The sequence below is a fragment of the Longimicrobiaceae bacterium genome (assembly GCA_035936415.1).
Classification (GTDB): domain Bacteria; phylum Gemmatimonadota; class Gemmatimonadetes; order Longimicrobiales; family Longimicrobiaceae; genus JAFAYN01.
The window spans coordinates 1-24,111 of record DASYWD010000293.1 but is presented as its reverse complement, the minus strand read 5'-3'; the positions used below and the strand labels follow the sequence as shown (position 1 = coordinate 24,111).

At 71.7% G+C, this 24,111-nt stretch carries 22 protein-coding genes; 12 read left to right on the top strand and 10 right to left on the bottom strand.

Features of this window, described 5'->3' with window-relative positions:
• Positions 1-42: 42 nt before the first annotated feature.
• Complete coding sequence (locus VGR37_11780; GenBank protein ID HEV2148074.1) at positions 43-438, bottom strand: hypothetical protein; 396 nt, start codon at positions 436-438, stop codon at positions 43-45.
• Complete coding sequence (locus VGR37_11775) at positions 435-911, bottom strand: hypothetical protein (GenBank protein HEV2148073.1); 477 nt, start codon at positions 909-911, stop codon at positions 435-437. The genes VGR37_11780 and VGR37_11775 overlap by 4 nt, the downstream gene beginning before the upstream one ends.
• A 106-nt stretch (positions 912-1,017) precedes the next feature.
• Here VGR37_11775 and VGR37_11770 point away from each other — a divergent pair, with 106 nt between their 5' ends.
• From VGR37_11770 to VGR37_11760, 3 genes are all read left to right on the top strand, one after another.
• The gene (locus VGR37_11770; GenBank protein HEV2148072.1) at positions 1,018-1,371 is read left to right on the top strand and encodes a hypothetical protein; all 354 of its coding nucleotides are present in this window, start codon (positions 1,018-1,020) and stop codon (positions 1,369-1,371) included.
• 84 nt (positions 1,372-1,455) lie between these two features.
• Positions 1,456-1,914, top strand: coding sequence for an energy transducer TonB (locus VGR37_11765; GenBank protein ID HEV2148071.1), 459 nt, complete (start codon positions 1,456-1,458; stop codon positions 1,912-1,914).
• A gap of 204 nt (positions 1,915-2,118) precedes the next feature.
• Positions 2,119-4,260, top strand: a complete 2,142-nt coding sequence (locus tag VGR37_11760; GenBank protein HEV2148070.1) for a PQQ-binding-like beta-propeller repeat protein — start codon at positions 2,119-2,121, stop codon at positions 4,258-4,260.
• An 82-nt stretch (positions 4,261-4,342) separates the two neighbouring features.
• Here VGR37_11760 and VGR37_11755 read toward each other — a convergent pair whose 3' ends face one another.
• The 6 genes from VGR37_11755 to VGR37_11730 form a co-directional block, all read right to left on the bottom strand.
• On the bottom strand, positions 4,343-5,074 hold the full coding sequence (locus VGR37_11755; GenBank protein HEV2148069.1) for an isochorismatase family protein: 732 nt from the start codon (positions 5,072-5,074) through the stop codon (positions 4,343-4,345).
• On the bottom strand, positions 5,071-6,258 hold the full coding sequence (locus tag VGR37_11750) for a hypothetical protein (protein HEV2148068.1): 1,188 nt from the start codon (positions 6,256-6,258) through the stop codon (positions 5,071-5,073). The genes VGR37_11755 and VGR37_11750 overlap by 4 nt, the downstream gene beginning before the upstream one ends.
• A 78-nt stretch (positions 6,259-6,336) precedes the next feature.
• A complete protein-coding gene (locus VGR37_11745; GenBank protein ID HEV2148067.1) occupies positions 6,337-7,200 on the bottom strand; it encodes an FRG domain-containing protein in 864 nt (287 codons plus the stop codon).
• A 107-nt stretch (positions 7,201-7,307) separates the two neighbouring features.
• Positions 7,308-8,003 carry a haloacid dehalogenase-like hydrolase gene (locus VGR37_11740; protein HEV2148066.1) on the bottom strand — a complete coding sequence of 232 codons (696 nt, stop codon included), beginning with the start codon at positions 8,001-8,003 and terminating at the stop codon, positions 7,308-7,310.
• A gap of 75 nt (positions 8,004-8,078) precedes the next feature.
• Entirely contained in the window at positions 8,079-11,090 is a 3,012-nt protein-coding gene (locus VGR37_11735; GenBank protein ID HEV2148065.1) for a hypothetical protein, read from the bottom strand.
• A 15-nt stretch (positions 11,091-11,105) separates the two neighbouring features.
• Positions 11,106-11,783, bottom strand: a complete 678-nt coding sequence (locus tag VGR37_11730) for a peptidoglycan-binding protein (protein HEV2148064.1) — start codon at positions 11,781-11,783, stop codon at positions 11,106-11,108.
• 221 nt (positions 11,784-12,004) lie between these two features.
• Here VGR37_11730 and VGR37_11725 point away from each other — a divergent pair, with 221 nt between their 5' ends.
• Genes VGR37_11725 through VGR37_11710 form a run of 4 tightly spaced genes read left to right on the top strand, consistent with a single transcriptional unit; the run spans position 12,005 to position 16,133 of the window.
• Positions 12,005-13,318 (top strand): ABC transporter substrate-binding protein, encoded by a 1,314-nt coding sequence (locus tag VGR37_11725; GenBank protein HEV2148063.1) that lies wholly within the window; start codon positions 12,005-12,007, stop codon positions 13,316-13,318.
• 6 nt (positions 13,319-13,324) lie between these two features.
• Complete coding sequence (locus tag VGR37_11720) at positions 13,325-14,209, top strand: sugar ABC transporter permease (GenBank protein ID HEV2148062.1); 885 nt, start codon at positions 13,325-13,327, stop codon at positions 14,207-14,209.
• Positions 14,206-15,030 carry a carbohydrate ABC transporter permease gene (locus tag VGR37_11715; protein ID HEV2148061.1) on the top strand — a complete coding sequence of 275 codons (825 nt, stop codon included), beginning with the start codon at positions 14,206-14,208 and terminating at the stop codon, positions 15,028-15,030. Before VGR37_11720 ends, VGR37_11715 begins: the two co-directional genes overlap by 4 nt.
• A gap of 14 nt (positions 15,031-15,044) precedes the next feature.
• Positions 15,045-16,133 (top strand): ABC transporter ATP-binding protein, encoded by a 1,089-nt coding sequence (locus VGR37_11710; GenBank protein ID HEV2148060.1) that lies wholly within the window; start codon positions 15,045-15,047, stop codon positions 16,131-16,133.
• A 22-nt stretch (positions 16,134-16,155) separates the two neighbouring features.
• On the opposite strand, the gene VGR37_11705 is transcribed toward VGR37_11710, so the two are convergent.
• Positions 16,156-17,388 carry a GGDEF domain-containing protein gene (locus tag VGR37_11705; GenBank protein HEV2148059.1) on the bottom strand — a complete coding sequence of 411 codons (1,233 nt, stop codon included), beginning with the start codon at positions 17,386-17,388 and terminating at the stop codon, positions 16,156-16,158.
• Between the two features lie 405 nt (positions 17,389-17,793).
• Between VGR37_11705 and VGR37_11700 the strand changes: the two genes are divergently transcribed.
• Together VGR37_11700 and VGR37_11695 are read left to right on the top strand one after the other, a co-directional pair.
• On the top strand, positions 17,794-20,811 hold the full coding sequence (locus VGR37_11700) for a SusC/RagA family TonB-linked outer membrane protein (GenBank protein HEV2148058.1): 3,018 nt from the start codon (positions 17,794-17,796) through the stop codon (positions 20,809-20,811).
• Positions 20,812-20,825: 14 nt separating this feature from the next.
• A complete protein-coding gene (locus VGR37_11695) occupies positions 20,826-22,181 on the top strand; it encodes a RagB/SusD family nutrient uptake outer membrane protein (protein HEV2148057.1) in 1,356 nt (451 codons plus the stop codon).
• A 132-nt stretch (positions 22,182-22,313) separates the two neighbouring features.
• On the opposite strand, the gene VGR37_11690 is transcribed toward VGR37_11695, so the two are convergent.
• Complete coding sequence (locus VGR37_11690) at positions 22,314-22,973, bottom strand: DUF1707 domain-containing protein (protein ID HEV2148056.1); 660 nt, start codon at positions 22,971-22,973, stop codon at positions 22,314-22,316.
• A gap of 201 nt (positions 22,974-23,174) precedes the next feature.
• Between VGR37_11690 and VGR37_11685 the strand changes: the two genes are divergently transcribed.
• The 3 genes from VGR37_11685 to VGR37_11675 all read left to right on the top strand — a co-directional run.
• A complete protein-coding gene (locus VGR37_11685; GenBank protein HEV2148055.1) occupies positions 23,175-23,390 on the top strand; it encodes a hypothetical protein in 216 nt (71 codons plus the stop codon).
• Positions 23,391-23,471: 81 nt separating this feature from the next.
• The gene (locus tag VGR37_11680; GenBank protein HEV2148054.1) at positions 23,472-23,693 is read left to right on the top strand and encodes a DUF2905 domain-containing protein; all 222 of its coding nucleotides are present in this window, start codon (positions 23,472-23,474) and stop codon (positions 23,691-23,693) included.
• A 76-nt stretch (positions 23,694-23,769) separates the two neighbouring features.
• Positions 23,770-24,111: hydantoinase/oxoprolinase N-terminal domain-containing protein (locus VGR37_11675; protein HEV2148053.1), on the top strand; the 342-nt coding region annotated here is incomplete at its 3' end.

Sequence of the window (24,111 nt, the reverse complement as noted above, 5' to 3'; positions counted from 1 at the left end):
CAGCACCGAAGACGCGCGGGCCACGATCGGCCCGCGCTTCCTTCATTCTCTCCACCGCTCCCAAGCAGCCTGCACCCAATCGGGCGGGGGGAACCCTGCCTCTCCCATCGTCTGCGCGACGTGCTCCAACATAACGCGCAGCGCACGGCGCCGTGATTCCTCCGGCAACCCCCGCAGCATCCAATCCAGCAGCTCCAGCGCCACGGCCGGGGCCACCCCGTCCAGGTGGCCCAAGCGTAGGGATTCCCTGTAGGCCGCGAGCGGATACACGATCCAACGGGGCGGGACCTGTCCGGCCTTGTGCAGCGCACGCACGAAGCCGTCTAGGAATCCGACCATCTTCCGGGTGCGCTCGCCGCGCCGGATCGTCACTTCAAACGCCAGCATGGCGGCAGTCAGGAGCGGATCCCAACTCCCGCGCTTCGGCTCCCCGGTCACGCTTCCCCCGGTCCTGGCGGCTCGCCTGGGATCTCCCCCGGTCCGTCTCCCCACCGGCCGTACCTCTCCTGCCCTATCAGGATCCACTCGGACACCGGGTAGCCTTCCCGCTCCAGCGTTAGCCGGAAGTGCTCCAGAAGCGCCCGGCGTGTCCGTGGCCTCTCTTCCTCCGGGAGATCCTTTAGAAGCCAGTCCAGAGCGCCTAGCATTTCGTCCGGGGTGAGTCCGTCCATGCGCCCCATGCGTTCGGCCTCCCTCGCCGCTGCCAACGGATAGAGGATCGTGTAGGGGACGGTCCCGCCGTCTTCCCCCATGATCTCCCGTAGCGTGTCCAGCATCCGAATGATTCCCCGCGTCCGCTTCTTCCGGGGGAGCCGGTCCGCGTACATCGTGAGCACGAACGGCAGCAGCCGCTCCAATCTGAGTCGTGCGCTCTCTTCTTCCCCGCCCGCGTCCGGCTTGCGCTTCCCCATGTGCCTCCGCAGATTCCCGAGTGTACCCACTCCAGAATCTTACGAATCTTACGCGGAAGCATAAGCGCCGCGTGGGGCAGGCACAATGCCTAGCCCTGAACGCGGCGTGTCTGTCGAGACACTGAGGAACGCAGCGGCGAAGGCGAGGAAGGCGCACGGCCTCCGCGCGACGGCACGCGAGATCGGGATGAGCGGTCCCGGCCTGCAAGCGTTCTTGGACGGGACAGACCCGCAGCCGACGACCGTGGCACGCCTGACGGCGTGGTATCTCCGGACGGCTGCGGAGCGCGGGGACGTAGTGACGGGACCGACCGCACGCGCGGCGGTGGCGTTGCTGGTGGACTTCCTGCCGCCGAAGGAGAGAGCGGAGGCGCTACGGGAGATCCGCCGGGTACTGGAGAGGCAGGCGAAAGCGGCGGGAGTGCCGGTGCCGGATTGGGTGGAGGAGTTGAGCGAGTGAGCCGGCGGGCTTAACAGTTAGAACAGGTACGCCCCGCCCGGTTCAGGTCCGGAGCGGGGCGTTTTCGTCAAGTACATACTTCCGATGGCTTTTGACGCGAACGGTCGCATCTCACGCCTGCACCCCATCGATTACTGGCTGCCCCAGGGGCAGGTGGACGCGTTCACGTCGCTTTTGCGCCAGCACCTCCGCCCGCGGGTGAGCGGCCCCGGCACTGTCCGCCTGCTGCTCCAGCCGGGTGGGACGGCTGCCTACCAGATCGGCTACTCCGAACGATGCCCCCCCGAGTCAGGCACCCGTTTCAGCCTGATCGCTCCGGCTGCCACGCAGCTGCAGAAGGCCCAGCCGGTGCGGGTGCGCATGCACGTGGACGCGCAGGGGCGGGTGCAGGGCACGCAGGTGCTTACGGGCTCGGGCGATACGGAGGTGGACAGATGGGTCGCTCAGACGCTCCAGCAGCGTGAATTCTCTCCAGGGCTGATCGATGGGGTTGCAGTAGCCATGGACCACGAGGAGACCGTGACCGTTCGCGTACGCCAGTAGCTGAGCGCGCGGCGGTACGGACGCGGGCGCCGGGACTCCGTCGCCCACCGGATGCTCCTGCGCGTGAGCGCCCGGGTCCGCTCGAGCGTCTCGGTCCTAATCTCCATCTTCAGTCTCGTTCCGACCCACCTTCTCTCCCGTCCAACCGTCCTTTCTCGTGAGCTGCGACCCCGGAGGCCCCGGGCCGCAGAGCACCCCTGCGGGGTGGACACCCCGCGCAAATCCATCTCTCTCTCTGAGACCACCCGACTACCGGCTACCTGCATGGACCTTCATCGCTCGATCCGCCGTGCGCTCACCTGCGCCCTCGTAGCAGTCGCCTCGCTGAACACCGCCTGTGGCGATACGTCCGGCCCGGAGGACGCCGGCGTCGCCTCCATCGCCGTTACCGGAGCCCCCGCCGGACCGATCCTCGCCGGGACGACCGTACAATTGATCGGCACTCCGCTCAACGAGACTGGCGGTGCAGTCTCGAACAGGAAGATCTCCTGGAGCTCCAGTGACACCGCGATCGCGTCCGTGGATCCGAAGGGACTGGTCACCGCCGCCGGCGCGGGCCCCGTCGTGATCACTGCGGCGGTCGGGAAAAAGTCCGGCTCACTGACTCTCAACGTCTTCGCTGGAGGGCCGATCGGCGCCGACGGAGGAACGGTGACCATGAAGGGCGGACTCGCCACGCTGGCGGTGGAGCCGCGCTCATTGAGCGAGGCGACCACCATCCTGCTGCGACCCGCGACCTCCATTGCGCAGGACCCGCGGGGCGTCCCCGGAACCGCCATCGAGATCGCGCCCAGCACGCTCTCCCTCTGGAGGCCGGCGAAGCTCTCGATCCGGTTCGATCCCGGGAAGATCCCGAACAGCCTCCCGAGGTCGAGCCTCCAGCTCTACGTGTACGTCAACGGAGGGTGGAACCTGGTGCGGCAGAGCAGCGTCGACACGGTGACGAACACGGTGAGCGGCAGTGTCTCACGGGGTGGCACCTACGCGATCGTCAGCACCCCAGTGAACCGGATCGCCATCGGCGGGGCACTTGCCGAAGGTGCGCTGTACACCGGCCAGACGGGCGAGCTGCGGGCGCTGCTCTTCGACATCAACGGCGACACCATCCGGGGCCGAGGCGTCTCGTGGAGCAGCGCGACGCCGGCCGTGGCGAGCATCGACGGCAGCGGAAAGGTGAGCGCCCTCTCCGCAGGCACCGCGACCTTGAAGGCCAGCGTCGAAGACAAATCCGCCACCACCACCGTCGTCGTGCTGCAGAAGCCCGGTGCGAGTTGGTCGCACACGACGGAGTGGGCGACGCACCAGGGGGGTCCGCTGCACACGGGCGCGGTCTCGGCCACGGTGGATCCGGGCGTGTTCAAGGTCCTGTGGGACGTCGACACAGGCGGCGGGGCCCTCAATCCTCCGGTCGAGGGTGGAGGCAGGGTGTACGTGAGCAACAACCTCTACTTCGGCGACCAGAAGGCGTTCGCGTTCGATCTCGGCACCGGGGCACGGAGATGGAGCTATTCGTTCGGGAGCATCCACTCGGCGCACCCGCCCGCTTTCGGCAACGACCGGGTCTACGTCGCCACAGGCGGACACGGTGACTCCTACGTGCACGCGTTCGACGCCGCCACCGGGTCGCTTCAGTTCCGCTCGGGCTACGGCAACCAGTGGTCGCGCTGGTACGCTCCCGTCGTCGTGGGGAACACCGTGTACACCGCGGGAGGCTACTACGGCGGCCTCAACGCGTTCGACGCGACAACCGGTGCGCGGCGATGGTTCGCGAACACGGCCCAGTACGATGGGTGGTCGCCGGCCGTGAGGGACAACCTCGTTTACGCATACACGACCACCCTCACGGTCCACGACGCCGCTACCGGCACCCTCTCCTATTCGGTCGCTGATCCCGGATTCAGCTGGGGGGGCTACGACGTGTCCGCATCCCCGGCGCTCGGGAGCAGGAACAACCTGCTCGTCACACAGGGTGGCCGGCTCCTCTCCTTCGACCTGACCAATCGCTCCATCGGATGGCAGGTGAAGGGGCAGTACCGCAGAAACGTGACGGTGGCGGACGAGGTGCTCTACGTCTGGAACGGCACCCAGGTCGAGGCGCGGAAGGAGAGCGACGGATCCCATCTCTGGGTATGGCCTCTACCCGCAGGTGAGACGGCCGAGGGGAGCGTAATTGCCACGAAGAACATCCTCTTCGTGAGCTCGAACCGGCGCACCTATGCGATCGACATGGCGGCGCGGCGTGCCACCTGGTCATATCCTGCCGGAGGCCACCTGGCGGTCAGCAAGGATGGCAAGCTGATCATCGCACAGAGTACGGGCAAGCTCACCGCGATTGCCCTGAAATAGCTGTCGTACATGCCTGGCGGGCAGCGTACCGCTGCCCGCCAGGCATGCGCCTACCGAGTCCTGCTCGGTGAGCGACCTCCTCTCAGGGCTCGCGGGGCCGGGGGACGGCCCCCGGGTCCGTCTCCGCCCGCAGCTCGTCCAGCGTCACCACCCGCCCGCCGCGGGCCCAGCGCTCCAGCGTCGCCGCCTCGTCCTCCAGCCCCAGCCCCCAGGTGGCGTCGCGCAGCGCCACCGTGCGGTAGCCGCGCTGCTGCATCCCGTCCACGGCCTGGGTGACGCACACGTCGCGGGCGACGCCGGCCACCACGATCTCCAGCGGCTCGCGGAGAAGGGAGGCCAGCTCGTCCAGGAGCGCTTCCGCGCCGGGGTTCCCCTCGAAGACGCTGAAGCGCTCCTTCTGTACGAAGATGGGACGGCCCTCGCGGATCGCGGCGCGGGCAGCCTCCCGGGCCGACTCGGGGCTGGCGCCGCGGGGGAGGACGACGGGGTCCTCCGGGGCTACCGACTCCAGGATGTCGCCGCCGCGACGCTCCTCCGGGTCGTCCGAGAGCCCCATGCAGTGCGGGGGGTAGGTCCCCTTCGCGGCGTCGGGGGAGACGGCGTCGATCTCCGAGTCGCCCGCGGCGTGCCAGTCGCCCGTGTACACCAGCACGTCGCAGTTGGCCTGCATCCAGGCCACCGCCTCCTCGATCCGCTCCCGCGCGCGGACGGCGCCCGCGTCCGAGGCGTCGGTGAGGTGGCGGACGTAGAGGCGCCCGTCCGGGAGCATGAAGTCGTTCTGCACGTCCACGATCCAGCCGATCCGCGCGCTCATCCGCCGATCTCCTCCCAGTCCAGGGTCACCAGCCTCGGGTTGGGGCGGAAGCCCCGGCCCACCTTGCTCTGCGGCTCTCCGTCCACCTCCACCACGTCGGCGGTGTAGTCGAAGCCGGAGAGGAGCCCTCCGCTCCCGGCGTTGTGCCCCAGGAGGCTGCTCCCCACGCCGTACGCCGCCACCGGGACGCCCGCCGCCTCGAAGGCGCGGATCCGCGCCGGGGTGAAGCCTCCGCTCACCACGATCCCCACGTAGCCGAAGCCCTCCGCGTCCAGCGCATCGCGCATCTTCCGCACCAGCCAGGCGTTGACGCCGGTGAGCCGCTCCCGCCCCCACACCTCCGGGTCGTCGATCAAAGAGCGGTCGATCAGCCGCTCGCTGGTATCCACCCGCACGGAGGAGAGCACCCCGTCCCCGAACTCCGCGCGCATGGCGCGGGCGACGCGGACCGCGTCGGTGACGGCGTCGTTGCAGTAGTCCACCAGGCTGGCGATGCTCACCCCCGGCTCGCAGTCGCGCACGTAGCGCGCGAAGGCCAGGGTGGCCTCCACCACGTCGCCCCCGAAGGCGGCGATCATGGAGTGCGGCATCGTCCCGATCCCCCGCGTCCCCCACCAGGCGCCCCCCGCGTCGCTCGAGACGCTCCGCGCGCCCCCCACCTGGGCCGCGTACCCGTCTGGGGTCTGCACCCGCCAGTCGTCGTGCCGCGGCGCCATGAAGATCACCGGCTTCCCGGCCGCCGCCTCGATGGCGGCGCGCACGTTGGTGGCCACCAGCGTGCGCCGCGCCAGCACACCCAGGAGCGGCGTCTCCAGGTGGCCGAAGGCGCGGTACGGGCCGCGCAGGTGCAGCACCGGCTCCCAGGGCACCACCGGGTCGCCCTCCAGCAGGGTGTCCACCCGCACGTCGGCGGGGGAGTACCCCTGGGCGAGCTGCGTCTGGAGGAGGCGGATCGCCTCGTACAGCCCCGCCGCCACCCCGTGCTCCTTGGCGAAGACCTGGAAGGTCACGTCCGGGTCGCGCCCGGCGTGCGCCAGGGTCTGCACGGTGCGGAGGAAGTAGCGGTCGGAGAGCCACCCCTCCGGCATCCGCGGGTCGAACTGGAAGAGCGCGGCGGGGAAGCGGTGGAGCGCGGCGTGCAGCCGCGCGGCGCGTTCGGTGCCTGCCGTCTGGGTGGGCGTCATGCGTGTGTCGTCGGGGAGGAGGGCGGGTCGTGCCCGACAACGTAGGCCCCGCCGGGGCCGTCCACAATCGGGCGCCGGTCAGGGGCGGTCGGGCCCCGGCAGCCGCCCGTGCTCGTCGGCGTCCACTCGGCCGCCGCCCTCCCGTTCGGCTCCGAGCGAGTCCCGCGGGGTGTAGTACCGCTTCAGCCAGCGCGCCAGGCCGTCCAGCCCGGGGAAGAGGACGCGCTCGGTGACGTTGGCCTGGTCCAGCTTGTCACGCACCTCCCACTTCAGCTCCCGGGGGATCACCACCTTGCGGCAGAGCTCCGGGTGCGCCTCGGTCCAGCGGTCCAGCGAGGCGGCGGGGCGGGACATCAGCGAGAAGAGGGCGAACTGGTTGACGATGCGGTCGTCCAGCGACGGCGGCTCGAAGAAGAGGAGGAGGTCGTCGGGCGACAGCTCGCCCAGGTCCGCCAGCGACGGGGCGGCCTCGTCCAGCATCTCCACGGTGAACACCTGGCTCCCCTCCTGGCGCAGCAGCTTCCGCAGGGCGTCGGGGAGCAGCTCGTGCGCGCGGGTGAAGTCGATCGCGAAGATCGCCCCGTCCACGTCGAAGCGCGCCAGCTCCTGCGTGGCGAAGTGCATCGCCACCAGGGGGGAGAAGGTCCAGTCCAGCAGCCGGGTGGGGAGGCCGTGGTGCTGCGCCACGGCCAGCCAGTTCCAGGGCGAGTCGTGCTCCACGGCGGTGCGGCGCGCGTACTTGCGGAAGTTGCGCAGGAGGTGGTGCTCCATGGCCGCGTAGTCGCCGCCCAGCCGGTTGAGGCTGGTGGTGAGGTCGCTGCGCGCGTCGGAGAGCCCGCGGAACACGAAGGGCGAGCGGTCGCGGCCGATCTCCCGCCGGTAGGAGCCCTCGTAGAGGTGCTCGGTCAGCTCCGTCCAGGTGCGGGCACGGATCTCGGTCACGGGGCTGCCGCCGGCTCGGGTGGATCGTGGCGTCGGGGCGCCGAAACGGACGGATGGGATTCAAGAATCGGTCCCCGCACGGGAGCCCGGATCGTTCGTGGACCGGTTCACTCTCCCGAGATCGCCTCCCACACCGCCGCGGTGTCGCACAGGTCCGGGAAGAGGTGGTCCGGGCCGCAGGCGGCCAGCTCGGCGGCCGGGTGGCCGCCCGTCGCCACTGCGATGGTGCGCACCCCCAGGTGCTCGCCGCAGGAGATGTCGAACGGGGTGTCGCCCACGATGACGATCTCCTTCCCCTGGTAGCGGTGCCCCGTGAGGGCCTCCGCGCGCCGGACGGCGACCGCGGGGAGCTCCGGCCGGTCGGCGTGGTCCGATCCGAACGCCCCCACGCGGAAGCGACGGAACCCGATCCCCGCCCGCTCCAGCTTGAGCCGCGCTCCCTCCGCCACGTTCCCGGTGAGGAGCCCCAGCACCACGTCCCCACCCTCCGCCTCCACCCGCTCCAGCAGCGCGTGCACCCCGGGGAGCGCGCGCACCTCGATCCGGGCGACCTCGCGCTCCAGGTTCCGCAGGTACGCCCGCCAGAGCCCCTCCATCCCCAGCTCGATCTCCCGCGCCTCCACCCCGCCGGCCGACAGCAGCTCCCGCGCGATCTGCGGGTCGGTGCGCCCGGCGAACGAGTAGTCCCCGATGGGCCCCGTGGTCCCGAAGACCGCCACCAGTGCGTCGTGGAAGGCCCGCCGCCCCGCGCCGTCCGCGGTGAGCAGCGTGCCGTCTATGTCGAACAGGACCAGTCTGCGCATCGTCGCTCCGGTTCCGGTGGGCCGCCCCCGCGCAACAGGCGGGGAGCCGGGAGGGAGCAAATCTCGCTCCTCCCGCTACGACGGCTGGAGGTCGATCTCCACCACCACAGGGAGGTGGTCGCTCACCACCGCGCGGTAGGCGATCCAGAGCCGCCGCTGGGGGTCCTGCTCCAGGGTGCGGAGCTGGTGCCGCACGCGCTTGAGGGTGGCCGCGAGCCTGGCGACGTCCCTGGGCGGTCTCTGGCGGGGCCGGTCCAGCACCGTTTCCGCGGCGGTGATCCAGGCATCGAGCGGGTCGTCCTGGAGGGTGAGGACCGCCGCAGGCGTGTTCAGGAGCAGACCGTAGAGGGCGTCCGCGCGCTCCCGGACGATCCGGTCCAGGGCGTCGACCTCGGTGAGCATCAGGAGCGCCTTCAGCTTCCTCTCGATCGCGTCGATCTCTCCCGAACGGCCCCGCCTCGTGGCCTCCTGCTGGGCGTCGGCCTGGGCGATCACCTCCCTCCGGAACCAGTCGGTCCCGCCCTGGATCGCGCGGACGGCCTGGCGGAGGAGCGACCGGTACACGCGCCGGATCTCGAAGGCCAGCGCGGTCCAGACCGGCAGCTGCTGCGCCTGCTGGCCGCCGCGCCCCGTGTCGGACGTGTCGGCCTGATCGTCGGCGGTCTGCACGACCTCGTCGGTCCCCTCGTCCTCCTCGTCCAGCACCACGTCTTCGTTCTCCCCCAGGTCCGGGGCGGGCGCGTGGATGGTCATCCTCAGCAGCTCGTCCGGCAGCAGCCCGAGCAGCGCGGCGACCACGCCGCTCCGCACGGCGGCGGTTCCCCCCAGGAAGTCGAACGGCTGGTAGACGGCATCGTACGGCTGCGAGAGCACCTCCCCCCCGTCGGCGATGGTGGCGTACGCCGTGAGCGAGGTGCGCGGGTGGGTGCCGCCCGCGGTGCGCCGCAGGTAGCCGCAGAGGTGGGTGCCGTTCCGCAGCTCGCGCCGCATGAGGACGCGGCGCTGCCAGGCGGGGACCGACTTCCGGCTCTTCGGATCGGGCCGCGGCTCTTCCTCCAGGAGCTGGGTGGGGAAGTTGAAGTCGCCGAGGACCAGCGGCGGGTTCTGCTGGCCGGCACCGGCCTTCAGGATCTCGAGCAGGCTGAGCGCCCGCGCCCGCAGCACGTTCTCCTCCGCGGTGTAGGGGCTGTCGGCCAGGGCGTGGTCGTCCATCTCCCTGATCTCGGCGGTCCCCGTGAAGCGGTTGTGGTGCAGCGCGAGCGGGATCCACCGCCCGGAGCCCGCGGGGAGCCACACCTGGAGCGCGGACCTCCCGGTGAGCACGTCGTCCGCCTGCTGGATCCGGAGCGCTTCCCCCTGGAAGCCCTGCCTCATGATCCCGTAGGTCCCCTCGCCGTCGAAGCCGAACTGGGCGCAGGGGGCGCTGAAAAACTGCTGCAGCAGCTCCGCGGTCCAGGGACGGTAGACCATCCCGTACGTCTCCAGGTTGTACTTGACGAGGCCGACCCGCCGGAGGGCGTTCATGACCAGCTCCTGGTCCGGCGCGGCGCCGAGCGGTCCGAGGTCGCGGTCGTGCGAAGCCATCCGCACCTGCTGCGCCCCGGTGCAGAGGAACGACAGGAGGGGGAGCGAGCTTTCCGCCGAGGAGAAGGAGGTCCACACGGGGTCGTGGCGGGACTCGGGCTGCATGGCCCCGAACGCCTTGAGCACGAAGAGGATCCCCAGCTCCGCCAGCTCCACGAGGGCTCCCAGCTCCGCGGGGGCCTTGCCCCGGCGGGCCATCGACACGCCCTCGCGACACGCGTGGACGACGTTCCGGAGCTGCGCCACCTGCTCCCAGGACGCCGGCCCCTGCCCGATGCTGAGGGCGTCGCCGAGCCGCTGGAGCGGCCACGCCACGGCGTCGGCGAAGTTGGACTCGGCGGAGGTGAAGGGGAGCAGCCGGCCCCACGTCGCGTAGAACCAGGGGGGACCGGGGCAGTCGTTGCCGTTGCCGAGGCGAACGCAGTCGCCGTCGGCCGGCTCGGGGTACAGGGGCAGCCAGCGCAGCTCCCGGACGGCGGGGGAGGCCTGCGCCAGGATGCGGCACGCGTCCGCCATCTGCGCCCTGGTGACGGCCAGCTCCCGCGCGGAGTCGTGCGGGGCGATCCGGAACACGTTGGAGAGGAGCTGGAGCGCCAGCACGCGGTCGCCGGTGGGACGCCCCAGCTTGACGCGCGGGTAGTCCATCTGCACCCGCGGCACCGGGTGGGTGGCCGGGCTCACCAGGGGCTCGCACCACCGCGTGTCCCCGGTCCCCCGCATCTCCACCTCCGCCAGCCGCCGCGCCACGTGCGTCATGGCGGTGCCGACGTCGCTCCCCGTCTCCATGACCAGGAGCGCGTCCACGCCCAGCGACTGTACCAGGTGGGCGACGACAGCGACCCGCGCCTGGTTGCGGAGGGAATCGACGGGCGCCGAGCCGCGGGGCCGCTGGTCGCGGGTGAAGTTCTCCAGGTTCCAGAACAGCACCCGGAAGTAGCGGGGCGGCCGGGCGCCGGTGTTCAGCCCCGTCGGGGAGACGGTCAGCGGAGGTGTGGACAGGGGCGTGGACGGGGGGGCCTCGAGGATGTCCTTCAGCCTCCGCAGACGCTCCTCGAGCGGGGGGATGCCGGCGTCGAGCGCCTGGAGCTCCCGCCGGTCGATCTCGACCTGGGCCTCGAGCATCTCGATCTCGCCCTGCTTCTCCCTGGCGGTGGCCAGGAGACCGTTTCTCTCCTTGCGCAGCCTCGCCCACTCTGCTCCGGGTCCCTTCAGGTCGTGCTTGGTCGCACCCGCCTGCTCCAGCGTCAGGTACTCCTGCTCGGCGTCCTCCACCCTGACGGCGGCCGCCTCCCTCAGGGTCTGCTCGACGGTCGGCGTGAGATCGCCGATGCGGCTCTCCGCCTCCTCGATCCGGCTCTCGATCGAGCCGATATGCGCACGGAGCTCCTCCCACGCGGACACGGCGAGCTTGAAGGCGGCGACGGGGCCGGCGGGATCGCCGCACGGCTGCAGCCAGGCGCCGTGGGTGTCGAAGACGCTCTGCTGGGGGTTGGGAGGGGGCATGGTGCGTGGCGGCGCTCAGAAGCCGAACGCGGGCGGGCGCTCCAGGTGCGCGCGCAGCCGCTCCGGGTCGTCGTGGCAGGCGCGGACTTCCTCCCGCGTGGCGTCGTCCAGCTCGCCGGTGACGGGGAGCCCGCAGACGCGCTGGAAGGCGACGAGCGCCTGTGCGGTGGCGCGCCCCATCCGGCCCCCGTCCTGCGCGCACGCGAACCCCAGGTTGGTCAGCCGCTTCTGCACGCCCGAGAGGGTCTCGACAGGGTCCAGGTGGCCGAAGAGCAGCTCCCGCTCCGGCTCCCCCTCCACCGCGAGCCGTCCGCGCCGGGCGGTGTTGGGGAGGTACTCCCGCAGGCGCCCGTCGGCGTCGGTCCTGCCGCGGTGCTCCCCGCCGTCCACCACGAGCCGGTACGCGCGGTCCCCCGCCGGAGCGCCGCGCTCGTCGAAGAGCTGGATCTCGAACAGCATGGGGACGCCCAGCCTGCGGAACTCGTGTCGGGCCCCGGTCGCGCACTCCGCCTCGCCCGGGCGGAGGTCGGGGACGACCACCTCGTCGCCGGGGAGGAGGACGTCCATCCGCCCGCGCCTGGAGCGGAGGTCGTCGTTGGCGGGATCGCTCCAGATGGTGTCCGGCGCGAGCCCGTGGCGCTCCGCGAGTCGCGAGACGCTGTCGCCCTGGCGGATGATGTGTCGGACGGGCATTCGGGGAGTCGGCGGCGTGGGAAGGTAGGTTACAATAGACGGCTGGGCGGGGGAGGACAAGATACGTCTGAACCCGTGTATCGCTTCCTGGGAGGCGGGGTGGCACAGGCTCGACGAGAAGTCCGTTGCAGAGCCGCCTGAACGGCACGTCCATTGCGCCCCGCGGGAGCGGCCGCCGCGGGCCTCCCCCGCGGACCGGCCGCTCCACTCCACGCGTGCCCATGCTCCGGATCCTGTCTCTGCTTCTGCCTGGTCTCCTGCGTGACGCCCGCGCCGCCGCGGGCATCGCGCTGGCCGCGCTGCTGCTCGCCGCGTGCGGAGGCGAGCGCGGCGACGGGCGCACCGTGCTGAAGGTGTCCGGGAGCGCGGTGGGAAGGGAGGGGGAGGTCCTGCGCCGGCAGATCGCCCGCTTCGAGCGGCTCCACCCGGAGGTGGACGTGGAGGTGCAGCAGACTCCGGACGACGCCACCCAGCGGCACCAGCTCTACGTGCAGTGGCTGAACGCCCGCGTGGGCACGCCGGACGTGCTGCAGCTGGACGTGGTGTGGACGCCGGAGTTCGCCGCGGCGGGGTGGATCCTCCCGCTGGACCGCTTCGGCCCGCGGCGCGGGGACTTCTTCCCCGCGACCGTCGAGGCCAACACCTGGCGCGACACGCTGTACGCCCTCCCCTGGTTCGCGGACGTGGGGATGCTGTACTGGCGCACCGACCTGCTGGACGCCCCGCCCGCGACGCTGGACCAGCTCGCCGAGCAGGCGCGCCGCGGGCGGGCGGGCGCCGGGCCGCCCTCGCGGGGGATCGTCTGGCAGGGGGCGCGCTACGAGGGGCTGGTGACGGTGTTCCTGGAGTACCTGGGCGCCTACGGGGGCACCATCCTGACGCCGGACGCGCGGGTGGCGGTGGACAGCCCGGAGGCGGTGCGGGCGCTCCGCTTCATGCGCGACCAGGTGCGCCGCGGGGGGATCGCCCCGCGGGAGGTGCTCACCTGGCACGAGGAGGAGACCCGCTTCGCCTTCCAGAACGGCACCGCCGTGTTCATGCGGAACTGGCCGTACGCCGTCGCGCTCCTGAACGATTCCGCGGAGTCGCGCGTGGCCGGCCGCTTCGCCGTCGCGCCGATGCCCGCCGCGCCGGGGGGGCGCCCCACCGCCGCCCTCGGCGGCGCCCAGCTCGCCATCAACGCCCACTCGGCGCACCCGGAGGCCGCGTACCGCCTGATCGAGTACCTGACCGCACCGGAGCAGATGCTGGAGCGCGCCGCCGTGGCCGGCCAGTACCCCGCGAGGCCGGCGCTCTACGACGACCCGCGCCTGGCCCGGGCGCTCGGCGTCCCCACCGCCGAGGTCCGCCGGATCGTGGAGGCCGCCACCCCCCGCCCGGTCACCCCCATCTACACGCAGCTCTCGGAGATCCTGCAGATCCACCTGCACCGCGCGCTGGTGGGCAGGGTGGCGCCGGAGGCGGCGCTGCGGGCCGCGGCGGCGGAGATGGAGCGGGTGATCGAGGAGACGGGGATCAGGGAGGTGCAGGGGTGAACGAGCTTGTCTGACCGCCGCTTCGCCCTCGCCCTCGTCGCCCCGGCGCTCGCCACCATCCTGCTGGTGGCCGTCTTCCCGCTGGCGTGGACGGTGTGGGAGTCGCTGCACCGCCACGACCTGCGCATGCCGTGGCTCGGGAAGCCCTTCGTGGGGCTCGCCAACTACGGCGAGATCCTCCGCGACGGGCGCTTCTGGGGGGCGATGGGGAACACGGCGCTCTTCACCGTGGCCACCGTGACGCTGGAGCTGGTGCTGGGGCTCTTCCTGGCGCTGGCGATGAACCGCGCCTTCCGCGGACGGGGCCTGGTGCGCGCGGCCGTCCTCGTCCCCTGGGCGATCCCCACGGTGGTGGCGGCGCTGCTCTGGCGCTTCCTCTTCGACTCGCAGGCGGGCGTCGTGAACGCGGCGCTGCTGGGCGCCGGAGTGGTGGACGAGCCGCCGGTGTGGTTCATCCGCGAGTCGCTGGCCTGGGTGCCGGTGATCCTGGCGGACGTGTGGAAGACCACGCCGTTCGTGGCGCTCCTCCTGCTCGCGGGGCTGCAGAGCATCCCGGCGGAGCTGTACGAGGCGGCGGCGACCGACGGGGCCGGGCGGTGGCGGCAGCTCCGGCACGTCACGCTCCCGCTCCTCAAGCCGGCCATCCTGGTGGCGCTCGTCTTCCGCACCCTGGACGCCTTCCGCGTCTTCGACCTGATCTACGTCCTCACCGGCGGTGGGCCGGGGACGGCCACGGAGCCCATCGCGCTCTACACCTTCAACACGCTCTTCCAGAACCTGCGCTTCGGGTACGGCTCGGCGCTCTCGGTGGTGGTGTTCGGGGTCACCTTCGCGCTGGCGATGCTCTACGTGCGCGGGCTGGGCGTGAGCCTGGCCGGGGAGGACCGGTGAGGGGCGGCGGCGGGCGCTGGGCGGCGGCGGCCACGCTGGCGCTGCTGGTGGCCTTCGCGGCCTTCCCCTTCGCCTGGGCGCTGGTGGCGTCGTTCACCCCGGAGGCGGAGCTCTTCGAGGGGGGCGGCGTCTGGCCGCGGGCGCTGGTGGCGGACCACTACCGGGCGCTCTTCGACACGCGCGACTTCTGGATCCCCATCCGCAACTCCCTCGTCGTGGCGGGGGTGACGACGATCTTCTGCGTCGTCGTGGGGGCGCTGGCGGCATACGCCCTGGCGCGGCTGGACTTCCCGGGGAAGGCGCCGATCCTGGGCTTCATCCTGGCGGTGACCATGTTCCCGCAGATCTCCATCGTCAGCCCGCTCTTCCTGCTGCTGCGCGAGCTGCGCCTGATCGACACCTACCCGGGGCTGATCCTCCCCTACCTCACCTTCGCTATGCCGCTCACGGTGTGGCTCCTGGTGGGGTACTTCCGGCAGATCCCGCGCGACCTGGAGGAGGCGGCGCGGATCGACGGCGCCTCCCGCTGGCAGACCTTCACCCGGGTGGTGCTCCCGCTGGCGGTCCCCGGGCTGGCGACCACCGCGATCCTCACCTTCATCTACTGCTGGAACGAGTTCCTCTTCGCCCTCTCCTTCACCCTGGGCCCGGAGCGGCAGACCGTCCCCGTCGCCATCGCCCTGTTCCGCGGCCAGTACCAGGTGCCCTGGGGCGAGATCCTCGCCGCCGCCGTGGTGGCGACCGCGCCCGTGGCGGCGCTGGTGCTGGTCTTTCAGCGCCGGATCGTGCAGGGGCTGACCGCGGGGGCGGTCAAAGGGTAGACCAGAATACTTCCATGGCCTCGATCCACCTGGAACACCTCGACAAGACCTACCCCAACGGGCACGTCGCCTCCCGGGACCTCAGCCTGGAGGTCGCGGACGGGGAGCTCCTGGTGCTGGTGGGGCCCTCCGGGAGCGGGAAGTCCACCGTGCTGCGGATGATCGCGGGGCTGGAGCTTCCCACGGGGGGGCGGATCCGCATCGGCGGGCGCGACGTGACGCGCCTTTCCCCGCAGGACCGGGACGTCGCGATGGTGTTCCAGAGCTACGCGCTCTACCCGCACATGACGGTGCGCGACAACCTGGGGTTCGGGCTGCGGATGCGGAAGACGCCGGAGGCGGAGCTCCGGCGGCGGGTGGACGCGGTGGCGGAGTCGCTGGGGATCGCGGCGCTGCTGGACCGCCGGCCGGCGCAGCTCTCCGGCGGGCAGAGGCAGAGGGTGGCGCTGGGGCGGGCCCTGGTGCGCGAGCCGCAGGCGTTCCTGCTCGACGAGCCGCTCTCCAACCTGGACGCCAGGCTGCGGGTGGAGACGCGCGCCGAGCTGTCGCGCCTGCACCGCCGGCTGGGGGCCACGATGGTGTACGTCACGCACGACCAGGTGGAGGCGATGACGCTGGGTGACAGGGTCGCGGTGCTGCGCGACGGCGTGCTCCAGCAGGTGGCGCCCCCGATGACGCTCTACCGGCGGCCCGCCAACCGCTTCGTGGCGGAGTTCATCGGCAGCCCGACGATGAACCTCTTCGATGGGACGCTGGTGCGCGAGGGGGGGGAGTGCGTCTTCCGGGGCGCGGACTTCGCGCTCCCGGTGCCCTGCGCCGACGGGGGGGCAGGGAGGGCGGCGGTGCTGGGCGTCCGGCCGCACGAGCTGGAGATCGGGGGCGGGGCGGGGACGCTGCGCGCGGAGGTGGCGGTGGTGGAGCCCATGGGGAGCGAGCAGGCGGTGCACCTGCTCACGGCGTCCGGGGCGCGGGTGGTGGCCGTGACGGCGCCGGACCTCCCCCTGCGCGTGGACGAGACGGTGGAGGTGGGGATCCCCCCCGCGGCCGTCCACCTCTTCGCCGGGGAGGACGGCCGCCGGATCCCGCTGGAGGGAGAGGGGTGACCGCGCGACCTCCGCGCGGAGGCTACGACCGCGCCGACAGCTCCTCCGCGGGCTGCTTCCGGAGCGCCTTCTGCGCGTACATGGCCTCGTCGGCTGCCCGGATCGCCGCCTCCAGCCCCTCGGCGTCCTCGTAGTCGGCGCTCCCCAGGCTGAGCAGCAGGCGGACGGAGCCGGTCTGCGCTTCCCCGGCGGCCCGCGTGATCCGCTCCTGCAGCAGCGGCTGCACCACCCCGGCGCGCGCCCCCGGCATCAGCAGCAGGAACTCGTCGCCTCCCCAGCGGAAGAGGCGGTCCTTGGGCCGGGTGGCCTGCCGCAGCACCTCGGCCGCGGCCCGGAGCAGGTCGTCGCCGGCCCGGTGGCCGAGCGTGTCGTTGACCGTCTTCAGGTTGTCCAGGTCGACCATCACCACCGTCCCGAAGCTGGCCCGCACCTCCTCCAGCGCCACCTGCTCCAGGAAGGCGCGGCGGTTCAGGCAGCCGGTGAGCGCGTCGTACAGCGAGTCGCGCCGGAGACGGTCGTGCGCCACCGCCAGCTCCGCGTGGGCGTCGTCCACCTCGCGCTTGGCGTCCTCCATCAGCAGCACCACCATCCCGTACCCCAGCAGCACCTGGAAGAGCAGGTCGAAGTAGGGGCCGTACTGCACCACCTGCCCGAGCGGGCCGGAGCGCGCGGCGAGCTGCGCCGAGAGGCCGAACGCGGCCGTGTACACCGCCCGGTGCGCGGCCATGATCCCGAACGCGGCGCCGATGGCGCGGCTCCCCAGCGAGCGGCGCGAGGGAGGGAGCCGGAGGAACCGTGCGCTGCAGTACGCCAGCGCGCCCACGGCGGCGACGCTCTGCCAGAGCAGGACCCCCGTCAGGTCCCGCGACAGCGCAACGGAGAGGAGGGAGATGGCCCCGATCGCCGCCAGGGCGTACGGGGCCCCTTCCCGGACCCGGAAGCCGGAGCAGTACGCCACGGTCCCCGCCACCAGGAGGGCCAGGTGGAGCAGCTCCCCGGCCTGGTAGGCCAGGTGCAGCGCCGGCTCCATCAGCTCGCGCTCGGCGAGGTATCCCGGCAGGAGGAGGTAGCGGACCACCAGGACGCTCAGCGCGAAGGCCAGCGCCAGCCACGCCCGGCCCCAGTACAGGAAGTAGCGCCGCCTGCGGCCGTGGCGGAAGAGGAGGGCGAAGAGCGCGATGAGGAGCAGGGCGCCCCCGAGCTGCGCGAGGAGCCCGACGAGGGAGATCAGCCTCTGGACGGCTTCGCTCGACATCGAATGGACGGCGGGGATGGACTGGGGAGGGGCGGGGCGAGGTGGCGGTAATCTAACGCCGGATCGACGGCGCGCCAGTCCCCCATATGCGCTCTTTACACGCCAGGTGCGGGCGTGTCCCAGGGGCGGCCGCAGGGCGCTCCGTGGTGGATCCCCTTTCAGGGCACCCGGGCGTTTCCCGGCGGGCCGGAGGGGGATTTCCCCACGATCTCCTTGCCCGCGCGGCGAAAGCGCAGCAAGTTGGGGATCAATGCCCTTCGGCACGGAGGCACCGGCGGATCCTCGCACGCGGATCCCCCCGTCCCTCTCCGCCCATCCGTCGGAGTGGGCCCCGACCAGGCGAAAGGAGGTGGACCGGCCTCGCAGGTGAGTCGCTGTTTCTTCCTGCCCTTTACTGGAGGGATCATGGTCAAGAAAACGTTTGTGCTCGCGTTGTTGCTCCTGGCGGTGCCGCTGGCCGGCTTCGCGCAGGAGCAGAGGCAGGTGACGGGCCAGGTGGTGAGCGCCGCGGGAGGCGCTCCCCTGGGCGATGCGCGGGTGGTGATCGCGGGGACCAGCCGGGGGACCACCACCGATCCCCAGGGCAACTTCACCCTCTCGGTCCCTGCGGGAGCCGTCCGCCTGAGGGTCAGCCAGGTCGGGTACGTCGCGCAGGACGTCGCCGTTCCCCCCGGGCAGGGCCAGGTGACCGTCCGGCTCGCCCAGGACGTGCTGAACCTGGAGGGGATCGTCGTGACCGGACAGGCCACCGCGGTGGCCCGGCGGAACCTCCCCAACGCGGTGGCGGTCGTCACCGCCGACCAGCTGACCGAAGCCCCGGCGCAGACGGTGGAGAAGGCGCTCCAGGGCAAGATCGCGGGCGCCAACATCCAGACCAACTCCGGGGCCCCGGGCGGCGGGGTGCAGGTGAGCCTGCGCGGCGTCTCCTCCATCAACGCCGCCTCCGAGCCGCTCTGGGTGATCGACGGGGTGGTCGTCAGCAACGTGGCGATCCCCTCGGGCGCCAACGCGGTCACCCGGGCGAGCTCCGGCTCCAACGCCTCCGCCCAGGACGCGCCGGTCAACCGGATCGCGGACATCAACCCGGAGGACATCGAGACGATCGAGGTGCTCAAGGGCGCCTCGGCGTCGGCCATCTACGGCTCGCAGGCCAGCAACGGGGTGATCATCGTCACCACCAAGCGGGGCCGGAGCGGGGCGCCCCAGGTGAGCGTGACGCAGCGGGTCGGCCAGTACTCCCTCTCCAACACGCTGGGGATGCGGAACTGGACGCGGGACGAGGCGGTCGGCGCGTTCGGCGCGAGCGCGGCCAACTTCTTCGACGCGAGCGGGCGGCCGCTGCAGCAGTTCAACCTGGAGGAGATGATCGCCGGGCGGAGGGACCTCTCCACCGAGACGGCGCTCAGCATCCGCGGCGGGGACGACAACGGCTCCTACTTCGTCTCCGGGCTCTGGCTGGACGACGCCGGCATTATCGACAACACCGGCTACGAGAAGCAGTCCCTCCGCCTCAACCTGGACCAGCGGCTCGGCTCGCGCGTCCGGGTGGGCTTCAACGGGAACGTGATCCACTCGGTGGCGGAGCGCGGGCTCACCAACAACGACAACTCGGGCACCAGCTTCTACATGGTGCTTCCGTTCACCCCCAACTTCGTGGACCTGCGCCGCGACAACAACACGAACGCCTTCCCGGACAACCCGTTCGAGCGCAGCAACCCGCTGCAGACGATCGCGCTGATGACCAACGAGGAGGAGGTCTGGCGCTCCATCGCCTCCGGGAACGCGGAGGTCGGCCTGATCGACACGGGACGGCAGCAGCTGCGCCTCCTGGCCAACGCCGGGGCCGACTACTTCCAGCAGGAGAACCGTCTCTTCTTCCCGCCGGAGCTGGAGTTCGAGGACGACGACCAGCAGCCCGGGACCTCGCTGCTGAACCCCAGCAGCAACCTGAACCTGACGGCGAACACCGCCCTGGTGCACACCTACTCGCCCGGGGACAACCTCACCGCCACGACCTCGGCCGGGGTGCAGTACCTGGACCAGGACCTGAACATCCTCCAGAACATCGGGCGGAACCTGGTCGCCGGGCAGCGCAACGTGGACGCCGCCACCAGCATCGAGGTGTTCCAGACGCGGCGCCGGACGCGCACGCTGGGGCTCTACCTGCAGGAGGAGCTGCTCCTCATGGACGAGCGGCTCCTCCTCACCGGGAGCGTGCGTGCCGACCAGAGCAGCGCCAACGGGGACACGGAAAAATTCTTCCTCTACCCGAAAGCGTCCGCCTCGTACCGCCTGCCGGGGATCGGGCGCGGCGTCGACGAGCTGAAGCTGCGCCTGGCGTACGGCGAGAGCGGCAACCAGCCGCTCTTCGGGCAGAAGTTCACCCCGCTCAGCGCCGCCAACAACATCGGCGGGCTCCCCGGGCTGGTGCTCCCGCTGGGCGCGGCGGTGGCCGGCGATCCGGACATCACGCCGGAGCGGATGCGCGAGATCGAGGGCGGGGTCGACGTGGTCCTCTTCGGCGGCAACGCCAACCTGGAGGTGACCGCGTACCAGCAGAGCATCACGGACCTCCTGCTGCAGCGCACGGTGGCGCCCTCGTCGGGGTTCACCACCCAGTTCTTCAACGGCGGCGAGCTGCGGACGCGCGGGGTCGAGATCGCGCTGGGAGCGACCCCGCTGCGCCGGGACAACTTCAGCTGGTTCACCCGCACGACGTTCTCCGCGAACCGGAGCAGGATCGAGGAGCTCCCGGTCCCCTCCTTCCGGACCGGCGGCTTCGGCACCGCGCTCGGCGCCTTCCAGATCGAGGAGGGGGAGTCCGCTACGCAGATCGTGGCGAACGTGATCCGGGACGGGAAGGTGGTGGTCGAGAAGGTGGGCGACGCCAACCCGGACTTCCAGATGGCGTTCACCAACGAGCTCACCTTCGGGCGGTTCCAGCTCTACGGCCTGGTGGACTGGCACCGCGGCCACGAGATCATCAACCTGACGAAGCTGCTCTTCGACTTCGGCCAGAACACCGCGGACTTCGCCCTCGATCCGCAGCCGGGGGTGGACCCGCTGACCGGCCAGCCCATCCGGGACAAGGCCGGGAACCAGATCACCACCACCCGTGGGAGCCGCCGGCTGATCGGCTTCGGCCGGGAGACGCGCCCCTACATCGAGGACGGCTCCTTCGTGAAGGTGCGCGAGGTGTCGCTCTCGTACGAGATCCCGTCGCGTGCCCTGTCGCGGGTGGGCCTGGGGGTGAACGACGCCAAGATCTCGCTGAGCGGCCGCAACCTCCTCACCTTCACCGACTACACCGGGCTCGATCCGGAGGTGAGCAACTTCGGGAACCAGCAGATCGCGCGGAACATCGACGTGGCACCCTTCCCGCCGAGCCGGAGCATCTGGCTCTCCATGAGCCTGGGCTTCTAGCAAGGGAGACGCACATGCAAACGTACTCGAGATCCGGCCGGCGCGCCTGGCGCGGCGCGGTCCTCGCCACCCTGCTGGGCGCGGCGTTCCTGGGGGGGTGCGGCGACCTGACGGTGCCGGACTACAACAACCCGAGCATCGAGGACCTGCGGAGCAACCCCACCCCCGCGGGGGTGAGGGCCGCCGCCACGGGGCTGCTGGTGGGGGCGCGCGCCAACATCTCGGCGCCGAACGCGTACGTCTCGCTCCTGGGGATCCTGGGGCGGGAGTCGTACAACTTCGATCCCTCCGATCCGCGCTTCATCACCGAGATGCTGGCCCCCGAGCTGAACCCGGGGAGCCCGGCGTTCGGCGCGAACCTCTGGGCGCTGCGCTACCGCAACATCCAGAACGCGGTGATCCTCCTGGGGGCGGTGGACCAGGTGGGGGAGTTCAGCCCCGCGCAGAAGGAGGCGATCCGGGGTTTCGCCAAGACGATCATGGCGCTCGACTTCCTCCTGATCGTCAACACCCGGGACGTGGCCGGGGTGGTGATCGACGTGGACCGCCCGCTGGACGCCGGCCCCGGGGAGCTGGTGGACCGGGCGGCCGGGCTCGCCCACGTGGTGAAGCTGCTCGACGAGGCGGCGGTCCACCTGCAGGCCGCGGGAGGCGGCTTCCCCTTCCCGCTGAGCGCAGGCTTTTCGGGCTTCAACACCCCGTCCACCTTCCTGAGCTTCAACCGGGCCCTCAAGGCCCGCGCCGAGGTGTACCGCAGGCAGTACGCGTCGGCGCTCACCGCGCTGGAGAACTCCTTCGTCAGCGCCACCGCCCCGCTGGACAGGGGGGTGTACCACGTCTACGGCACGGGCTCGGGCGAGACCTCCAACGGCCTGGTCGCGAGCACCATCTTCGCCCACCCCTCCGTAATGACCGAGGCCCAGCGGCAGCCGGGCGGGGCGCTGGACCGGCGGGTGCAGGAGAAGGTGAAGGTGGTGGAGCCGGTCACGCAGCAGGGGTTCACCTCGAACCTGAAGTTCACGATCTACGACGATCCCACCGACCCCATCCCGGTCATCACCAACGAGGAGCTGCTCCTCCTGCGCGCGGAGGCCCGCTGGTTCACCGGGAACCGGCCGGGCGCGCTGGAGGACCTGAACCTGATCCGACAGCGGGCCGGGGGGCTGGCGCCCATCGCCATGCCGGCGACCGACGCGGCCTTCGTGACGGCGCTGCTCCGGGAGCGCTTCTACTCGCTCCTCTTCGAGGGGCACCGCTGGATCGACCTGCGGCGCTTCAACCAGCTCCCCGCCGCCTGGGCGAGGAAGTTCCCCATCCCGGAGGCGGAGTGCCTGGCGCGCGAAAGGCCCACCCCCTGCGACCTGCAGTAGGCGGGAGCGGCGCTCCCGGCTCCGGGCGACGTAGAGGGTAGAACGGAAAACCTCCCTCCAGGCGGTGGATGCCTGGGGGGAGGTCTCGCATTGTGCAGGCGCAGGGGCTGCGGCACCCTCCGGGGTGGGGGCCTACCCTCCCCGGTGGATCCTCCGCGTCTCCCTCCGCTCCAGCCGTTCCCGTCGGCGCGCGTCGCCCTTGGTCTCCCCCGGGAGGCGGGTGCGGACCTCCACACCGCCCATGAGCGCGAACCCGCCGATGCGGACCACGGGCGCGGAGGGATCGGTGGGCGGCGGCGTGGTCGCCCGCTCGTCGAAGCCGCCCATGATGGCGATGCCGTCCACCTGCACCCGCACCCCCGGCGGGACGGTGATCTCCACGCCGCCCATCAGGGCGAACACGGTCACCTCCACCACGCCGCTCCCGAAGCGGGCCGCCCGGAAGTCCAGCTCCACCCCGCCCATGATGGCGAAGGCGTGGAGCTGCCGGGGCGGGACCCAGCTCCCCTTCCGCACCGCGCCGCCCATGACCGCCACCACCGTACTCCGGTCGCGCACCTCGCCGGAGGCGGCCGGCAGCGGCGCGGGCGAGGCGTCGGTCCGCAGGGCGGGGAGGTCCGCCACCAGTACCTCCAGCTCCTGCAGCGAGGCGGCGGCGTGCGCCCGGTCCAGCCGGTCCTCGAACTGCCGCTCGCCGAGCGAGTCGTGCGCGTAGTGCTCGCAGAGCTCCCGGATGACGCGCTCGCGCGCGCTGTCCAGTGCGGCGGGCGGACGGGAGGGGAGGTCGGTCATCAGGATGCGGCTCCGGGTGCGTTCGGATGGAGGGCGGCCGCGTCCGTGCGCGTGCCGCGGCTCCCGGGTGGAACGTAGGCCGCGCCCGCCCCGGGGGCAACCGCCGGGGAGCGTGTGCGGCCCGGGACCCGTTCAGGCACACCAGTTGCACTGCCGCGGGTCCGAGAGGCTCGTTCGTGATTCACAGACAGGAGACGATACATGCGCGCCAAGAGGCTTTTCTGGGTCCCGGTGCTTGCGGCCGGGCTGGTGATCGGCGGGTGCACCGCCGAGCAGACGCAGGAGGGCGAGCTGCCGGACGTGGACGTCAAGGGCGGACAGGCGCCGGCGTACGACGTGGACGCCGCGGACGTGGACGTGACCACCGACACGCAGACCGTCGTCACGCCCGACGTGGACGTGAACCCGCCCAGGTAGCAGCCCCCGGGCGGCCGTTCCCGCGCCGGGCGCCCTCCGGGGGTGCCCGGCGCGATTCGTTTGCACTTCACCATGGCCTGCATGGATTCGCGCACGCTCGGGCTGCTGGTCGTCGCCGCCGGGATCGCGGCGGTGCTGATCGGCCTCCTGTTGATGTACGGCGGCCTGGGATGGCTCGGCCGCCTCCCTGGGGACTTCCGCTGGGAGGGGGAGCACACCCGGGTCTACTTCCCCCTCGCCTCCACCCTGCTTGTATCCGCCCTGGTCGGCCTGATACTCTACGTGCTCCGGCGGCTCCTCTGATGCCGCTGGGGCGGAGCCGAACCCTGGCCGCTTCGCACTTCGCACTTCGCACTTCGCACTCCCGCACTCTTCCCGCATGCCCGAGCCATCCCCCTGGCAGGTCTGGATCGACACCGGCGGCACCTTCACGGACTGCCTGGCGCGCGACCCGCAGGGGCGGCTCCGGCGCGCGAAGGTGCTGAGCAGCAGCGCGCTCCGCGGGACGGTCGTGGAGGCGCTGGACCCGCGGAGCGTGCGGGTGCGGGAGGACTGGGGCGCGCCCGCGGGGCTGGTGCGCGGCTTCGCCTTCCGGGTCCTCGGCGCGGGCGGCGCCGTGCCGGTGGACGAGTACGACCCCGCGGAGGGGGTGATGCGGCTCGCGGAGCCGATCCCGGAGCCCGCGCCCGGCGCCGCGTTCGAGGTGCGCTCGCCGGAGGAG

Excerpts from the sequence above, each read along its gene's own strand:
- VGR37_11775 (HEV2148073.1), bottom strand. The coding sequence starts at position 911 with ATGGGGAAGCGCAAGCCGGACGCGGGCGGGGAAGAAGAGAGCGCACGA.
- VGR37_11765 (HEV2148071.1), top strand. The coding sequence starts at position 1,456 with ATGGCTTTTGACGCGAACGGTCGCATCTCACGCCTGCACCCCATCGAT.
- VGR37_11755 (HEV2148069.1), bottom strand. The coding sequence starts at position 5,074 with ATGAGCGCGCGGATCGGCTGGATCGTGGACGTGCAGAACGACTTCATG.
- VGR37_11750 (HEV2148068.1), bottom strand. The coding sequence starts at position 6,258 with ATGACGCCCACCCAGACGGCAGGCACCGAACGCGCCGCGCGGCTGCAC.
- VGR37_11740 (HEV2148066.1), bottom strand. The coding sequence starts at position 8,003 with ATGCGCAGACTGGTCCTGTTCGACATAGACGGCACGCTGCTCACCGCG.
- VGR37_11735 (HEV2148065.1), bottom strand. The coding sequence starts at position 11,090 with ATGCCCCCTCCCAACCCCCAGCAGAGCGTCTTCGACACCCACGGCGCC.
- VGR37_11730 (HEV2148064.1), bottom strand. The coding sequence starts at position 11,783 with ATGCCCGTCCGACACATCATCCGCCAGGGCGACAGCGTCTCGCGACTC.
- VGR37_11725 (HEV2148063.1), top strand. The coding sequence starts at position 12,005 with ATGCTCCGGATCCTGTCTCTGCTTCTGCCTGGTCTCCTGCGTGACGCC.
- VGR37_11710 (HEV2148060.1), top strand. The coding sequence starts at position 15,045 with ATGGCCTCGATCCACCTGGAACACCTCGACAAGACCTACCCCAACGGG.
- VGR37_11705 (HEV2148059.1), bottom strand. The coding sequence starts at position 17,388 with ATGTCGAGCGAAGCCGTCCAGAGGCTGATCTCCCTCGTCGGGCTCCTC.
- VGR37_11700 (HEV2148058.1), top strand. The coding sequence starts at position 17,794 with ATGGTCAAGAAAACGTTTGTGCTCGCGTTGTTGCTCCTGGCGGTGCCG.
- VGR37_11695 (HEV2148057.1), top strand. The coding sequence starts at position 20,826 with ATGCAAACGTACTCGAGATCCGGCCGGCGCGCCTGGCGCGGCGCGGTC.
- VGR37_11690 (HEV2148056.1), bottom strand. The coding sequence starts at position 22,973 with ATGACCGACCTCCCCTCCCGTCCGCCCGCCGCACTGGACAGCGCGCGC.
- VGR37_11685 (HEV2148055.1), top strand. The coding sequence starts at position 23,175 with ATGCGCGCCAAGAGGCTTTTCTGGGTCCCGGTGCTTGCGGCCGGGCTG.
- VGR37_11680 (HEV2148054.1), top strand. The coding sequence starts at position 23,472 with ATGGATTCGCGCACGCTCGGGCTGCTGGTCGTCGCCGCCGGGATCGCG.